This window comes from Prevotella sp. S7 MS 2, assembly GCF_000762865.1.
Classification (GTDB): domain Bacteria; phylum Bacteroidota; class Bacteroidia; order Bacteroidales; family Bacteroidaceae; genus Prevotella.
In genome coordinates, this window is record NZ_JRPT01000032.1 from 18557 (window position 1) to 35246 (window position 16690).

Annotated in this window: 15 protein-coding genes; 11 read left to right on the top strand and 4 right to left on the bottom strand. The window is 40.8% G+C overall.

Translation table 11 applies throughout. The features are described from left to right. The 10 genes from HMPREF0671_RS06795 (at position 1) to HMPREF0671_RS06840 (ending at position 13117) form a co-directional block, all read left to right on the top strand. Positions 1–1164 carry an AIR synthase-related protein gene (locus tag HMPREF0671_RS06795; RefSeq protein ID WP_036898571.1) on the top strand — a complete coding sequence of 388 codons (1164 nt, stop codon included), beginning with the start codon at positions 1–3 and terminating at the stop codon, positions 1162–1164. A 36-nt stretch (positions 1165–1200) separates the two neighbouring features. After that, positions 1201–2313, top strand: a complete 1113-nt coding sequence (gene prfA, locus HMPREF0671_RS06800) for a peptide chain release factor 1 (protein ID WP_036898527.1) — start codon at positions 1201–1203, stop codon at positions 2311–2313. Between the two features lie 4 nt (positions 2314–2317). After that, positions 2318–3139, top strand: a complete 822-nt coding sequence (gene pyrF, locus HMPREF0671_RS06805; protein ID WP_036898530.1) for an orotidine-5'-phosphate decarboxylase — start codon at positions 2318–2320, stop codon at positions 3137–3139. An 8-nt stretch (positions 3140–3147) separates the two neighbouring features. Next, positions 3148–4368: an HD domain-containing protein gene (locus HMPREF0671_RS06810; protein ID WP_036898533.1), complete on the top strand. Its 1221-nt coding sequence runs from the start codon at positions 3148–3150 to the stop codon at positions 4366–4368. A 47-nt stretch (positions 4369–4415) separates the two neighbouring features. Further along, entirely contained in the window at positions 4416–5450 is a 1035-nt protein-coding gene (gene lpxD / locus HMPREF0671_RS06815; protein WP_036898574.1) for a UDP-3-O-(3-hydroxymyristoyl)glucosamine N-acyltransferase, read from the top strand. A gap of 16 nt (positions 5451–5466) precedes the next feature. Next, positions 5467–6852: a bifunctional UDP-3-O-[3-hydroxymyristoyl] N-acetylglucosamine deacetylase/3-hydroxyacyl-ACP dehydratase gene (locus HMPREF0671_RS06820; RefSeq protein ID WP_036898535.1), complete on the top strand. Its 1386-nt coding sequence runs from the start codon at positions 5467–5469 to the stop codon at positions 6850–6852. 18 nt (positions 6853–6870) lie between these two features. Further along, on the top strand, positions 6871–7641 hold the full coding sequence (lpxA, locus tag HMPREF0671_RS06825) for an acyl-ACP--UDP-N-acetylglucosamine O-acyltransferase (protein ID WP_036898538.1): 771 nt from the start codon (positions 6871–6873) through the stop codon (positions 7639–7641). Continuing rightward, a complete protein-coding gene (miaA, locus tag HMPREF0671_RS06830) occupies positions 7642–8544 on the top strand; it encodes a tRNA (adenosine(37)-N6)-dimethylallyltransferase MiaA (RefSeq protein WP_036898541.1) in 903 nt (300 codons plus the stop codon). It begins immediately after the preceding gene. A gap of 83 nt (positions 8545–8627) precedes the next feature. Continuing rightward, positions 8628–11111: a transglycosylase domain-containing protein gene (locus HMPREF0671_RS06835; RefSeq protein ID WP_036898544.1), complete on the top strand. Its 2484-nt coding sequence runs from the start codon at positions 8628–8630 to the stop codon at positions 11109–11111. A gap of 236 nt (positions 11112–11347) precedes the next feature. Continuing rightward, the gene (locus HMPREF0671_RS06840) at positions 11348–13117 is read left to right on the top strand and encodes an AAA family ATPase (protein WP_052052905.1); all 1770 of its coding nucleotides are present in this window, start codon (positions 11348–11350) and stop codon (positions 13115–13117) included. On the opposite strand, the gene HMPREF0671_RS06845 is transcribed toward HMPREF0671_RS06840, so the two are convergent. From HMPREF0671_RS06845 to HMPREF0671_RS06860, 4 genes are read right to left on the bottom strand one after another with little or no spacing between them, the layout of a single operon-like run. Continuing rightward, entirely contained in the window at positions 13107–13712 is a 606-nt protein-coding gene (locus HMPREF0671_RS06845) for a Maf family nucleotide pyrophosphatase (protein WP_036898547.1), read from the bottom strand. The two genes, HMPREF0671_RS06840 and HMPREF0671_RS06845, sit on opposite strands and share 11 nt — an antisense overlap. A gap of 12 nt (positions 13713–13724) precedes the next feature. Further along, on the bottom strand, positions 13725–14243 hold the full coding sequence (locus tag HMPREF0671_RS06850; RefSeq protein ID WP_036898551.1) for an HAD family hydrolase: 519 nt from the start codon (positions 14241–14243) through the stop codon (positions 13725–13727). Positions 14244–14247: 4 nt separating this feature from the next. Beyond that, entirely contained in the window at positions 14248–15030 is a 783-nt protein-coding gene (locus HMPREF0671_RS06855) for a Rossmann-like and DUF2520 domain-containing protein (protein ID WP_036898554.1), read from the bottom strand. Positions 15031–15037: 7 nt separating this feature from the next. Continuing rightward, a complete protein-coding gene (locus HMPREF0671_RS06860) occupies positions 15038–15562 on the bottom strand; it encodes a nitroreductase family protein (protein WP_036898557.1) in 525 nt (174 codons plus the stop codon). Between the two features lie 93 nt (positions 15563–15655). On the opposite strand from HMPREF0671_RS06860, the gene HMPREF0671_RS06865 reads away from it, so the two are divergent. Then, positions 15656–16630 carry a GNAT family N-acetyltransferase gene (locus HMPREF0671_RS06865; protein ID WP_036898559.1) on the top strand — a complete coding sequence of 325 codons (975 nt, stop codon included), beginning with the start codon at positions 15656–15658 and terminating at the stop codon, positions 16628–16630. Positions 16631–16690 lie beyond the last annotated feature (60 nt).

Sequence of the window (16690 nt, forward strand, 5' to 3'; positions counted from 1 at the left end):
ATGGACAATAGATATATGATGCGCGGCGTAAGTGCTGCCAAGGAAGATGTGCATAATGCCATCAAGAACATTGATAAGGGTCTTTATCCACAAGCCTTTTGCAAGATTATCCCTGATATACTAGGTGGAGATCCGGAGTATTGTAATATCATGCATGCGGATGGAGCAGGAACCAAATCCTCACTCGCATATATGTATTGGAAAGAAACCGGTGATATAGATGTATGGAAAGGTATTGCCCAAGATGCAATCGTGATGAACACAGACGACTTACTCTGTGTAGGAGCAGTGGATAATATCCTTGTTTCAAGTACGATTGGCAGAAACAAGATGCTCATTCCGGGTGAAGTAATATCTGCCATTATCAATGGTACCGATGAATTATTGACCGAAATGCGCGATATGGGAATCGGAATTTGGCCTACAGGAGGTGAGACTGCCGATGTTGGCGACCTCGTTCGGACGATTATTGTAGACTCTACTGTCACTTGCCGTATGAAGAGAAGTGACGTCATCGACAATGCGAATATACGTCCGGGGGACGTGATTGTAGGTCTTAGTTCTACCGGACAGGCTACATACGAGAAGACATATAATGGTGGTATGGGAAGTAATGGGCTGACAAGTGCCCGCCATGATGTATTCTCTAAGTATTTGGCCAAGAATTATCCAGAAAGCTATGATGCTGCAGTTCCGGACGAGTTGGTATATAGCGGTAAGTATAAGCTGACAGATTCTGTAGAAGGTACTTCACTCAATGCAGGCAAGTTAGTTCTCTCTCCCACCCGCACCTATGCTCCGGTCATTAAGAAAATACTAGATCAACTGCGTCCAGAAATACATGGTATGGTGCACTGTACGGGTGGAGCCCAAACTAAAGTTCTTCATTTTATCAATGATAATTGTAAAGTCATCAAAGACAACATATTCCCGATTCCTCCACTATTCAAGGCGATTAAAGAATGCAGTGGTACGAATTGGAAAGAGATGTATCAGGTATTTAACATGGGACATCGCATGGAAATCTATGTAACTCCTGAAGTAGCAGAACAGATTATAGATATAAGCAAATCATTTAATATAGATGCACAGGTGATAGGACATATAGAAGAAGGTGAGAAATCGCTGACCATCCATTCCGAATACGGCATCTTCAATTACTAATATACATTATTATAATAATATTTAAGCAAATACTATATGCCAGAATACAACAGCTTGCTAGACAAACTAGACGGGCTTGAAAGCAGATATGAAGAGGTCTCAACACTCATTACAGACCCAAATGTCATTGCAGACCAAGCCAGATATGTAAAACTGACAAAGGAATATAAGGACTTGGGCGACATCATGGATGCTCGCAAGAGATACATTAATTGCCTGAATGCCATCAAAGAGGCTAAAGATATCATCGCCAATGAGAGCGATCCGGATATGAAGGAAATGGCTAGAGAAGAGTTAAATGCAAACGAAGCTCTCCAACCGAAACTAGAAGAAGAGATTAAGATTGCACTTGTTCCTAAAGATCCGGAGGATGCCAAGAATGTACAAATGGAGATACGAGCCGGTGCAGGAGGTGATGAAGCATCGCTATTTGCCGGCGATTTATTCAACATGTACAAAAAATATTGCGATTCAAAGGGATGGAATTTATCAATAACAGCAATCTCGGAAGGTGCTGTAGGTGGTTTTAAGGAAATTGATTTCGCAGTTAGTGGAGACGGTGTATATGGCGTATTGAAATATGAGAGTGGTGTACATCGTGTACAACGTGTACCCGCTACAGAGACCCAAGGACGTATGCATACAAGTGCTGCAACTGTTGCCGTATTGCCGGAAGCAGACAAATTTGAAGTCAATATCAATGAAGGCGACATCAAATGGGATACCTTCAGAAGTTCCGGAGCAGGTGGTCAGAACGTAAATAAAGTTGAGTCCGGTGTACGATTGAGATATCCTTGGAAGAATCCTAATACTGGAGAGACCGAAGAAATCCTCATAGAATGCACGGAAACACGAGACCAGCCCAAGAATAAAGAGCGTGCTTTGTCTAGATTACGTACTTTCATATACGACAGAGAACATCAAAAATATGTAGACGACATTGCTAGTCGTAGAAAGAGTTTGGTTTCTACTGGTGACCGTTCGGCTAAGATTCGTACATATAATTTTCCACAAGGACGTGTCACAGACCATAGAATTGGATACACGACACATGATCTTCAAGGATTCTTGGGCGGAGATATACAAGCTATGATTGACGCTCTAACCGTAGCAGAGAATACAGAAAAGATGAAAGAAAACGAATTATAAGGATATGGAACGTAAACAACTGATTGAACAAATATTTACCAAGGGTTCGTTTCTATGTGTAGGTCTCGATACAGACATCAAGAAAATCCCTGCTTGTCTCTTGGAGTTGGAAGACCCTATCTTCGAATTCAATAAAGCGATCATTGACCACACTGCTCCCTACTGTGTCTCTTATAAACCCAACTTAGCCTTTTATGAGAGCCTAGGTATCAAGGGGATGATAGCATTTGAGAAGACTATAAGTTATCTAAAAGAGAATTATCCCAACCATTTGATTATAGCAGACGCTAAAAGAGGAGACATTGGGAATACCAGTACCATGTATGCTCGCACATTCTTTGAGGAATATGATGTCGATGCATTGACGGTTGCCCCCTATATGGGTGAAGACAGTATAACTCCATTCCTAGCATATAAGAACAAGTGGGTGGTCGTTCTAGCTCTCACTAGCAATAAGGGATCACACGATTTTCAATTGATGCAAGATCAAAATGGTACCCGCTTGTTTGAACAAGTACTGAGAAAGACGCAGGAATGGGGTAATATAGATAATATGATGTATGTGGTTGGCGCCACTCAAGGAAGCCTATTTGCAGATATTAGGAAGATTGTACCAGACCATTTCTTATTGGTTCCGGGTGTCGGAGCACAAGGAGGCAGTCTACAAGAAGTATGCAAATATGGAATTAATAAGGATTGTGGACTACTTGTAAACTCGTCTCGGGGAATTATCTATGCCAGTTCGGCAGATGATTTTGCCGTGGTTGCCGGCGAAAAAGCCAAGGAATTACAAGAACAAATGAAGGCAGAACTAGATAAACTCTAATTCTTTGGATGAACGATAGTAAGATTATCAACGACCCTGTCTTCGGCTTTATCAAAGTACCAACAGGTCCATTGCTTGATATTGTGAGCCATCCTCTTATGCAGAGGTTGACTCGCATCAAGCAATTAGGGTTGGCTTCTGCCGTATATCCGGGAGCTCAGCATACTAGATTCCAACACTCATTAGGAGCTTTTCACCTCATGAGCGAAGCTATTTCTTCCTTGCAACAGAAAGGAGTTTTTATCTTTGACAGCGAGGCGGAAGCCGTACAAGCAGCTATTCTCATGCATGACATTGGACATGGTCCATTCTCTCATGTGTTAGAAAACACCTTAATTCATGGGATTTCGCACGAAGAGATTTCGTTGATGATGATGGAGCAAATCAATAAAGAGATGAATGGTGAACTTAATCTCGCCCTCCAAATTTTTAAAGACGAGTATCCTAAACACTTTTTGCACCAACTGATAAGCAGCCAACTCGACATGGATAGGCTTGATTATCTCAGACGAGACAGCTTCTTTACAGGTGTTACAGAAGGAAATATTGGCAGCGCTAGAATCATTAAGATGCTTAACATGGTGAACGATGAACTTGTCATTGAGCAAAAAGGCATCTATTCCATCGAGAATTATCTTACGTCGAGACGTTTGATGTACTGGCAAGTATATCTTCACAAGACTGCTGTTGCATGCGAAAGAGTCTTAATAAACCTCTTACTTCGAGCAAAATACTTAGCTTCTCGTGGAGAAGATATTTTCGCATCACCCCAATTAAAGTACTTTTTATACAATGAGATAGATGCATCTTCATTCAAAAAAGATAAAAAAGCATTCCAAGCCTATGAGATGTTAGACGATAATGATATTTGGAGTAGCATCAAAGTGTGGACACAACACTCTGACTTCATATTATCAACACTCGCTAACAACTTAATCAAAAGGAATATCTTCAAAGTTGAAATCCGTGAAGAACCATTATCACAAGAGGAAAAAGACGATTTATTACGAGAATTAGCACAAAAAGCTAACATTAGTAGAACAGAGGCTCTGTATCTCTTCAGCGAAGTAGAAATACAAAAAGATATGTATGAACTTGATGAAGACCATATATCAATACTATACAAAGACAATTCCATCAAAGATATCAGTGAGGCCTCAGACATCTTAAACGTTTCACTACTTTCCCAAAAAATTCGCAAATATTACATTTGTTATCAGAGATTATAAATAATAATTGCTATATTTGCACTATTAATACAACCTGATTAATGAAGATGGAATTTACTGCACAACAAATTGCCCAAGTTGTACAAGGGCGTGTAGAAGGTGATGAAAACGCAACCGTTAACACTTTTGCTAAAATAGAAGAAGGCACTCCCGGAGCAATTTCTTTTCTATCGAATCCCAAATACACCCATTATATATATAGCACAGAATCTAGTGTTGTACTAGTAGACGAATCCGTAGAATTAGAGAAACCAGTTAAAGCAACGTTGATTCGTGTGAAGAGTGCATACGAATCTGTCGCAAAACTATTACAAATATACGAGGCCTCAAAGCCTAAGAAAGCTGGTATTGATAGTCTAGCATTTATTTCACCAACAGCTAAGATTGGTAAAGATGTATATATTGGAGCATTCAGCTATATTGGAGACAATGCCAACATTGGAGACGGATGCCAAATATATCCGAATACAGTAGTTGGAGATAACGTTACTCTTGGCAGCGAATGCCTCTTATATCCGCATGTGACTATCTATCAAGGATGCAAGATTGGCAATCGAGTTACCCTACATGCTGGTTCTGTTATTGGTTCAGATGGATTTGGGGTTGCCCCTAATACCGATGGTTATAGCAAGATTCCTCAAATTGGTATTGTCATTATAGATGATGAAGTAGAAATTGGAGCGAACACTTGTATTGATAGATCGACAATGGGCGCTACCCGAATTAAGAAGGGAGTCAAATTAGATAACCTTGTACAAATAGCTCATAACACTGAGATAGGAGAAAACACTGTCATGTCAGCTCAAGTTGGTGTTGCTGGTTCTACAAAGGTTGGAGACTGGTGTATGTTTGGTGGACAAGTGGGAATCGCCGGCCATGCAAAGATTGGTAATAAGGTATTCCTTGGTGCCCAAAGCGGTGTTCCCGGAAATATCAAAGATGATTGTACACTCATAGGCACCCCACCAATGGCCCCAAAAGCCTATTTCAAATCCCAAGCTATATTCCGTAAACTACCAGAAATGTACAAACAACTGAGTACATTACAGAAAGAATTAGAAGAACTAAAAGGAAAACTATAAAGATTTAAGATACTATATGTCAAAACAAAGGACACTCAAAGGAAGCTTCTCACTTTATGGTAAAGGACTGCATACCGGCCTTAGCTTAACAGTTACGTTTACTCCGGCTGCAGAAAATACTGGCTATAGAATTCAAAGAATAGATCTAGACGGACAGCCTATCATAGAAGCTATTGCAGAAAATGTTGTAGACACACAAAGAGGTACTGTATTAGCAAAGGGTGATATCAAAGTATCCACCGTTGAACATGGCATGTCTGCCTTATATGCTATGGGCATTGACAACTGTCTTATTCAAGTTAATGGACCTGAATTTCCTATATTGGACGGTTCAGGCGCTATGTATGTGCAGAAGATTCAAGAAGTTGGAATCGAAGAACAAAACGCAGAGAAAGGCTACTATATCATTCGTCATAAGATAGAAGTAAAGGATAAAAAGACTGGTTCTACCATCACAATACTTCCAGACGACCAGTTTAGTATCACGGCTATGTGTTCTTTTAACTCAAAATTTATCAATAGCCAATTTGCAACACTCGATAATATAGAAAACTTCGCTACAGAAATTGCCCCAGCAAGGACTTTCGTTTTTGTCCGCGATATTGTTCCTCTATTAGAAGCAAACCTCATCAAAGGTGGCGACCTCGACAATGCTATCGTCATTTATGAGAAAGAAGTGTCACAAGAGAAGCTAGACCAACTTGCTGATGTATTAAATGTTTCCCGTATGGATGCAACGAAAATTGGCTACATCCAGCACAAACCTTTAATGTGGGAAAATGAATGTACACGTCATAAATTGCTAGATATTATTGGCGATATGGCTTTAATAGGCAAGCCTATCAAGGGTAGAATCGTGGCAACACGCCCCGGCCATACCATCAATAACAAGTTTGCGCGTCTCATGCGTAAGGAAATCCGTAAACACGAGATACAAGCACCGATATATGATCCCAACGAAGAGCCACTCATGGATAATATACGAATAAGGGAACTACTCCCCCATCGTTATCCCATGCAGCTGGTTGACAAGATTATATCAATGGGTTCTACTAGCATTGTCGGCGTTAAGAATGTCACAGCCAACGAACCTTTCTTCGTAGGTCACTTCCCGCAAGAGCCGGTAATGCCCGGTGTATTACAGATTGAAGGTATGGCACAATGCGGTGGTATTCTCGTTTTGAGTCAATTAGAAGAACCCGAAAAATGGTCTACTTACTTCATGAAGATAGATAATGTTAAGTTCAGGCAGAAAGTAGTGCCCGGGGACACTCTTCTCTTCAAAGTAGAATTATTGCATCCCGTACGTCATGGCATCAGTTCCATGAAGGGATATATGTTTGTAGGTGATAAAGTTGTATCAGAAGCAACCTTCACAGCTCAAATAGTCAAGAATAAATAACTATCTATACGAGATTATATGAATCAAATAAGTCCATTGGCATTTGTACATCCTGATGCAAAGTTGGGAAATAATAACATAATTGGTCCCTTTTGTTATATAGATGCCAATACTGTTATTGGAGATAACAATACATTCCAAAATAGCGTTACTATCAATATTGGTGCACGCATTGGAAATAACAACGAAATATTTCCGGGAGCTAGTATTAGCACCAAACCGCAAGATTTGAAATTTAAAGGAGAAGAGACTACTTGTGTTGTTGGTGATAACAATAGCATCCGTGAGAATGTGACTATATCTCGTGGAACAGCCTCAAAAGGCGTTACTATTGTCGGCAACAATAATCTTTTGATGGAGAATATGCATGTTGCCCACGACTGTGTGCTTGGTAATAATTTGATTATCGGCAATTCTACGAAGTTCGCAGGCGAAGTTACGGTCGATGATAACGCTATCATCAGCGCGACAGTACTATGCCATCAATTCTGCAAAATAGGAAGTTATGTCATGATTCAAGGTGGAAGCAGATTCTCACAAGACATTCCGCCTTATATCATCGCAGGCAAAGAGCCCATTCGTTATGCCGGAATCAATATTGTAGGACTCCGTAGACATGGCTTCAACAATGAACTTATCGACCTCATCCATGAGACTTATCGGCTGTTATACAGCAAGGGAGTTCTTGCAGAAGGAATTCAAGAAATCCAAAACAACTTGCAGATTACTCCGGAAGTTCAATATATCATAGACTTTGTGCAAACTTCAAAGCGTGGTATTATTCGATAAATGGACAATACATTAATTGTCATTTTAGGCCCGACAGGAGTTGGCAAGACAGCACTTTGTATCGATTTGGCCAAACATTTTGCATCTCCTATTGTCAATGCAGATTCTCGCCAAATCTTTGCGGAAATGCCTATTGGCACTGCTGCTCCAACTCTTGAGCAGCAAAACATTGTAAAGCACTACTTTGTCGGTAATCACAAGATTACCGACTATTATAGTGCTGCCATGTACGAACACGATGTTCTACAACTACTCCCGACCATTTTTACTCCCGACCATTCCAAAGTCATCCTGACAGGTGGCAGCATGATGTACATAGATGCTGTGTGCAAAGGAATAGACGATATACCCACTGTCACTCCAGAAATTAGAGAACAGGTGATGTCTATCTACCAACAACATGGCCTAGACTATCTTGTTGATATGCTACAACAATTGGATCCTGAGCATTGGGCGATTGTTGACAAACAGAATCCAAGAAGAGTTATCCATGCCATTGAAATATGCATGATGACAGGAAAGACCTATTCCTCTTTCAGAACAAATACACATAAAAAACGACCTTTCAATATAATCAAGATTGGATTAAACAGAGAGCGAGACATTCTTTACCAAAGAATCAACGAGCGTGTTCTTCAAATGATGGAACAAGGGCTTCTAGAAGAAGTAAAATCATTACTTCCTTATAGACATTTAAATGCCTTAAATACAGTAGGATACAAAGAATTATTCAACTATCTTGATGGAAATATTACATTGGAAGAAGCTGTTAGGCAAATACAATCGAATACAAGAAGATATATGCGTAAGCAACTTACTTGGTTCAAAAGAGACTGTGAGATAACTTGGTTTTCTCCCGACAACATTAAAGAAATTATAAATTATATCGAAAGCAAGACATAGATTGTCTCTTAATTCGTACATTTGCAAAGAGTTCTACGTCATTCATTATCAAGAATAAGGGGCAATAGCTCAACAATCCTATTATGAACAAAATAAAAAGTATTATCAACCGGTGTTTTGATTACTGCAAAACATTTTGGGCATGGTACAAAAGACAATACCAAGGGCAACCTTGGTATCGCAAGGGCATCACAGCATTATGCTCTGCACTAGTTGCTTTTATCCTATATTTAGGATTAGTAGACATGAACTTCCTGTGGCTGTTTGGCAAGAGTCCCGGCTATTTTTCGGGCATAATGGATCCCCAGACAAGTCAAGCTTCAGAAATATATAGTGCTGATGGTAAGTTAATAGGTAAATACTTCAATGAAAATAGAACCCCTGTAAAATATGAAGAAATCAATCCAAGTTTCTTCAAAGCCCTCATTGACACCGAAGACGAACGCTTCTACAAGCATTGGGGAATTGACCCTATCGGCTTGTTTGCAGCCGTTAAAGATGCCGTTTTAAAACATGATGCTCGTGGTGCGTCTACCATTACACAGCAATTGGCTAAAAACATGTTTAGAGTCAGAACCCAATATTCCACAGGACTATTGGGGAAGATACCCGGCATCAAAATGCTCATTATGAAGAGTAAAGAGTGGATTATAGCCGTTAAACTAGAAACAGTCTATAGCAAAGAAGACATTCTTACCATGTATGCCAATACGGTAGACTTTGGTTCAAATTCCTACGGAATCAAGACTGCAAGCAAGACGTATTTCAATACTACGCCAAAGGAAATGACAACTGAACAGGCAGCTGTATTAGTCGGTATGCTAAAAGCTACAACTTACTACAACCCAAGGAGTAATCCACAAAACAGTCTTGCTCGTCGAAACACCGTACTCAACAATATGGTACGTCATGGAGACCTATCCAGAAACGTTTGCGACTCTTTATCTGCCCTTCCCATCAAGCTCGATTTCAAGGTAGAAGAAAATTATGACGGACAAGCAAAATATTTCCGCGAAGCCATTTCCAACTATCTAAAGAGTTGGTGTGAGGAGAGTGGTTACGATTTATATAGCAGTGGGCTTAAAATCTACACCACTATTGATACGCGGATGCAAAAATATGCGGAAGAAGCTGCGACCAAGCAGATGCGCCAAGTACAGCAAAACTTCAACAACCACTGGGGCAAGAACGACCCTTGGGTAGATGAAAAAGGCAACGTTATACCTCATTTCATTGAAGACATTGCACAAAGACAGCCTGTTTACAAACATCTTCTGTCTAAATACCCCAACAATCCCGACTCTATCAATTACTATTTGAATAAGCCGCATACAGTTAAGTTGTTCGACTATACTAAGGGAACGATAGAGAAAGAAATATCTACCATGGACTCTATTCGCTACATGGTTCATTTCATGCATTGCGGTTTTGTTGCCATGGAACCACAGACAGGAGCCGTTAAGGCATGGGTCGGTGATATAGACTTCACTTCATGGAAATACGACAAGGTGACTGCTATGCGACAGCCCGGTTCCACTTTCAAACTTTTTGTATATACAGAAGCAATGAATCAAGGTCTCACACCATGCGACAAGCGCCGAGATGAGTATATTTCCATGCAAGTCTTCGATAAGAAACTAAACAAAGAAGTGACATGGACTCCATCTAATGCAAATGGTTCCTTCAGCGGTGATAGTATGCCACTGAAAAGTGCTTTCGCCAGAAGTATCAACTCAGTGGCTGTTCGTCTCGGACAAGAGATGGGCATACGCAGAATTATTGAGACAGCACACAAGATGGGTATTAAAAGCCCTCTAGACGAGAATCCCTCTTTGGCTCTAGGTTCTAGCGACGTCAACTTGCTAGAGATGGTAAACGCTTATTGCGTCGCAGCAGCCAATGGAGTGCATCATGAGCCAGTACTTGTTACCAGAATTCTAGATAAAGATGGCAATGAAGTCTACACAGGCCCCACCACTTCAGAGCAAGCTATCCCTTATCGGAGCGCGTTCCTCGTACAACAACTGTTGCAGGCAGGTATGCGTGAGCCGGGTGGAACCAGTCAATCGCTATGGGGATATGTCGGTGATTATCGTGATACCGAGTTTGGTGGTAAGACCGGAACCTCTAACAACCACTCTGATGCATGGTTCATGGCCGTCAGTCCGAAACTGGTTTGTGGCGCATGGGTAGGCGGTGAATACCGCAGTATCCACTTCCGAACAGGAGCATTAGGCCAAGGTAGCCGAACTGCCTTGCCTATATGTGGGTACTTCTTGAAGTCCGTCTTTGCCGATCCTACATTCCAAGCATATCACGGAAAGTTCGATAAGCCAAAAGATGATAACATTACAAGCGACATGTACAACTGCCAAAGCTATTATCAACCGGCCAAACGTGATACAACACAGCAAGATTCTATCATCTCCAGTGACGAAATAATACTTGACGAGAACGGAAATCCTGTTATCAAGACTACTACCGGAGAGAATGGTAAAACAACAGAACAGCAGGGAGAGAAAAAAGAGAAACCGCACGAAGAGGAAGTAAATTTCGACAACCTCTAAACGGTTTCTCACTCATAGCGCTTCACTCTCAATTCACTGCAGAGTCTTTTCAGCAATGCTGGTAAGTCTCTGCAGTAATGCTGAAAAGCCCCAACAGTATTGCTGTAAACACGTTGCAATCACCAAGTTTACGGATAAACGAGCTTACAACTAGGCCAAATTATATAAAAAGAAGGAGCACTCTTGCCTATTATCAAACCATTTAAAGCTATATAGCTATTTACAAACTGTACACCATGCCGGATAGTAAACAAAAGAACATTGACACTTCGCATATTGATCTCGATAATCCTGAGTTCCAAAATGCGTTACAAATTGTTCAATACACCCACCAATCGCTCTTCCTCACTGGAAAGGCCGGTACCGGTAAGTCTACTTTCCTACGTTATCTAGCTGCCAATACTCACAAGAAACACATTATCCTTGCCCCCACAGGTATTGCTGCAATCAATGCCGGCGGTTCTACCCTTCACAGTTTTTTCAAACTTCCTTTCCACCCATTACTGCCCGACGATGTGAGGTATAATGCACGGAATATTAGAGATACATTGAAATATAACAAGGAAAAAATCAAACTGATAAGGGAAGTTGAACTCATCATCATTGACGAGATTTCGATGGTGCGTGCCGACATTATTGATTTCATTGACAAGGTGTTGCGCATCTATAGTCGCAACATGCGAGAACCTTTTGGTGGTAAACAACTACTGTTCGTGGGCGATATCTACCAGTTGGAACCTGTATTAAAGGAAGATGAACGACAGCTTCTTCAGCCCTATTACCCCTCAAAGTATTTCTTTGATGCCCGCGTTTTCCGTGAGTTTCAATTGGTTTCCATCGAATTACAGAAAGTATATCGCCAATCCGACCCTACATTCATCAATATCCTCGACCATATCAGAACGGCGCAAGTAGGCAATACCGACCTTGGGTTGCTAAACACTAGATACAATCAGCAAGAAAATATAGAGCAATCAGGACTGGTCATTACCCTATCCACCCATCGCGATACGGTAGACTATATCAACAAAGAGCATTTGAATAAACTCGAAGGAACATCATCTATCTTCTACGGAATCATAGAAGGAGAATTCCCGGAGAGTAGCCTTCCTACTCCTATGGAACTGGAATTGAAAGTTGGCGCACAGATTCTATTCATCAAAAACGACCGAGAAAAGCAGTGGGTTAATGGCACATTGGGCACCGTCATAGGCCTTGACGATGCACAAGAAGGACACATCTATATCTTGACAGAAGACGGAAACGAAGTAGATGTAGAGCAAGAGATTTGGAGTAATGTCAAATATTCCTTCAACGAAACAGAAAAGAAGATTGAAGAAAACGAGATTGGTACCTACCGACAGTTCCCTATCAAACTCGCGTGGGCAATCACTATTCACAAAAGTCAGGGACTAACTTTCTCACAAGTCAAAATAGATTTGACCGACGGAGTATTTGCCGGTGGACAAACCTATGTAGCTTTGTCGCGTTGTACATCGCTTGATGGACTCTATCTTCAACAGCCTATCAAGCGCGAAGACATCTTCGTGAGAAACGACGTTGTTAATTTTGCCCGAAATTATAATAATACTCGTCAAATCAACAAAGTACTACAACAGAGCAAGGCGGACAAAGAATATGCCGAAGCTATACGCTGTTTCGACAAAGGAAACATGCAAGCCGCTCTCGACAATTTCTTCTTGGCCATACACAGCAGATATGATATTGAAAAACCTGCACCTAGACGACTCATCAGAAAGAAACTCAATCAAATCAATTTGCTCCAATCCAAAATAGTAGATATGGAAACTAAGCTAAAGGAACAAGAACAAATGTTGAAGAGACTAGCTGTAGAATACTTCGTCATGGGCAAAGAATGTGAACACGAACACATGACTGCCGCTGCCATTAAGAATTACGAAAAGGCACTACAACTATGCCCTGATTATCCAGAAGTAAAAAGAAGGCTGAAGAAACTCCAGCCTAAAAATACTTCTAAGAATTGATGTTTCCCGAATAAAGAAAATCAAAATCAAATTTATCGCATAGCACTTGATAGATTTGTTGCACCGGAAGTCCCATCACATTATAGTAACTTCCCGCCAATGCCGTGACTCCAATATAACCTATCCATTCTTGAATACCATAAGCTCCGGCCTTATCCATGGGATGATAATGATCTACATAAAAATCAATTTCTTGCGAAGTGAAAGTTTTGAAAGTAACATCGGAGACAACTTTAAAACTCTCAGCATGGCTTAATGCAGTCAAAGAAACACCTGTTACCACTTGATGTCTCTTGCCACTTAGGCTTCTCAACATCTCTTTAGCCATCTCAGCATCATGAGGTTTACCCAATATCTGCCCATCCAAAATGACAACCGTATCGGCCGTCAATAGCAAGTCATCTTCTCGTAAGTCGTCAAAATAAGCAGCAGCTTTCTTCTTGGATAGATACAACGGTACTTCTTCGGCCACAATCTCTTGAGGATAGGTCTCATCAATACCCGACTTCACCATTACTTGAAAAGGAATATTCAATCCTGCTAACAACTCCTTACGACGGGGAGAATTGCTCGCTAATATCAAATTATATTTCATTTTGTCTTCTCTTTACCATCCAAATGCACGGTTATCTTGCATCCATTTACCTTGTGTACGTAAAATTTGTTCGATAACATCACGCCCACATCCTTGTCCACCTGCCCACTGGCTGACATAAATACTAATATCCTTAATGTCTGGACACGCGTCTTTCGGACAACAAGGACACCCTACTCTACGCATGATTTCATAGTCGGGAATATCATCTCCCATATAGAGCACCTCTTCATCGGATAGATTGTACTTTTGTAAAAACTCATCATAAGTCTTTATCTTCACACTACATCCCATGTAAACGTCTTCCACTCCAAGTCGAACATATCGTAGTCTAACCGCCTCTGTCTTCCCTCCTGTGAGAATAACTATACGTAGACCTAGTCGCATAGCCAATTGTATGGCATATCCATCTTTGATATTGACTGTACGTAGAGGTTCTCCATCAGAGGCCAACGTAATGGTCTGTGCTGATAAGACACCATCTACATCGAATATAACTGCTTTTATTTTATTTAAATCGTAAGGTATCATAAGTCTATTTCTCTTGTTTACATGACGACAATAAAATACTCTGAGACATTCTATTATATATATCCTGCATGAGGGTATCGTTGCTTAACAACTGGCTCTGCATCTCAATAACCTTCTCATCATGACGAGCAGCCGGCCCTGTCTGCGCTTCGTGTGGTGCCATATCGTGTACTTTCTTGACGGTCTCTTCTATCAACGGTAGCATGGCATCGAATGGTATACCATACGGCTGAAGGATTCTAGCAGATAAATCAAAACAATGATTCACAAAATTACATGCAAAAACCGCCGCCAAATGCAGATATTTCCGATTGTCAGAACTCATCTCATATACATGAGTAGAGAATCCCTCGACAAGTGTTCGCAATGTACAAAGGGCATCGGTATCGCTCGCTTCTATGAAAAATGAAACGGCATGGATATCAAGACTCTTTTTCTTAGAAAAGGTCTGCATGGGATATATCACACCGTATCGTTGCACCTTGCCGACAAAGATATTCATAGGCAGGCTTCCGGCTGTATGTACAAAGAGAGCTTTTTCGCGAGTTGGGCACAACGAAGCAATAACATCGCCCACCACATCGTCTTTCAAAGATATGATATAAATCTCTGCATCGCTGACGACATCACGAATGTTGCTGGTAGGAATTGCTCCTATCCGATCGGCTAAGAGCCGTGCCGATTCATCTGTACGGCTATATACTTGAGCGATTTGGTGTCCCGCTGCATATAAGGCGCAACCTAGATGCGTCGCAACATTACCCGCTCCTATTAATACAATCCTCATCTATACTCTATTTAATATAGTGTACTTGCTCCCACTTCAGTTTTTCTTCATCTTGCGATTTGCGTTCATCGACCCAATGACCAATAGCCAAGACACACAAAACCTCTTGCTTCTCATCTAGACATAAGAGCTTCTGAATAACGGAAGTAGCGCTGGTTCCGTCTTTCTTATATCGACCACGAATCTGTATCCAGCAACTTCCAAGTCCTAGTTCTTCAGCCTGATATTGCATACTGATAGCAGCGATTGCCCCATCCTCAACCCAACAACTATTTTGTTCAACATCTCCTGTAACCACAATGGCCATAGGAGTATCTGCCAAGAATGCACTTCCGGCATCTTTAGCCATTGACATTTCTTTTAAGACTGCAGCTTCTGTAACCACCACAAACTGCCAAGAGCGCTGATTTTTTGAGGTTGGCGACATCAAAGCTGCTCGAAGTATCAAGTGTAAATCTTCTTCAGAGATGCGCTCAGTCGTAAACTTTCGATGACTACGCCTAGACGCCACCAAGCTTTTAAATTCTTTCATAAATAGCAATTTATATCTTACAAAGGTAACCAATCTCTTTATAAATCGTGCCCATAAGTTTGACTTTTACAAAATATTTGTTATTTTTGCGACATGGTCGGAGTAACTGTCAGAATCATATCGAAAAGCATTGACTTACCGGACATAGAATATCGAAACTTCTTTCATAGCAAAGAATTCTTCAATATCGTGAAACACTCTCCGGAACAAACACCCTACATGGCCGTGGCAGAAAGAGATGGTGAATGTATAGCCCACTTGCTTGCTACTGTCAGAAGAAGAGGTTCGCTGCTTCCACCTTATTTATATTCACAAGGAAGAGTCTTTGGAGAGGGAGAATATAAAGATGAGAGCGAAAAGGTAGAACTATTTGAATTGCTACTAAAAGCTATCACAAAAAAACTAAGAAGACGTCTCTGCCTGTATATAGAGTTTAGTGACATCAGCCAAAAGATGTTTGGCTATAAAACATTCCGACAAAACCATTACTTTCCTGTCAGTTGGCAAGAGATTCATAATTCACTTCATAGCAAAACACCAGAAGAAAGACTAACTGCAAAGCAACTAAAACGGATCAACAAGATTTATCAAGCGGGATTAGAAACTCGCGAGGTAGGAAACCTCAAGGAGCTAAGCAAACTATATCAGATATTCAAAAGATATTACAGGACTCGTCTCCATCGCTTTCTTCCTTCAGAACATCATTTCCAACAACTCTATCAAAGCACAAATGTTAAATGCTTCGTCACCACCTATAAAGACAACATCATTGGTGGAGCAGTATGTGTGTATTCCGATGGAAATGCATATCTCTGGCATTTTGCTTCCAAGAAGAAAAGACACCCACGGTTGCACCCTAATTTCATGACAGTGTGGAATACGCTCAAATATGCGCACACTCATAATTACGCCCATCTATTCTTTATGGATGCAGGATTGCCATTTAAGCGAAACCTTGTAAGAGAGTTTACCTTGAGTTTTGGAGGTAAACCTGTTGCCAAATACAGATGGTTTAGATGTACTATACCATGGATTAATTCATTCCTCGCATGGATATACAAAGAATAATACCTGTCATGAATCAGACACTAGGTGAATATTGGAAATTATTTTGTACATCATTACATA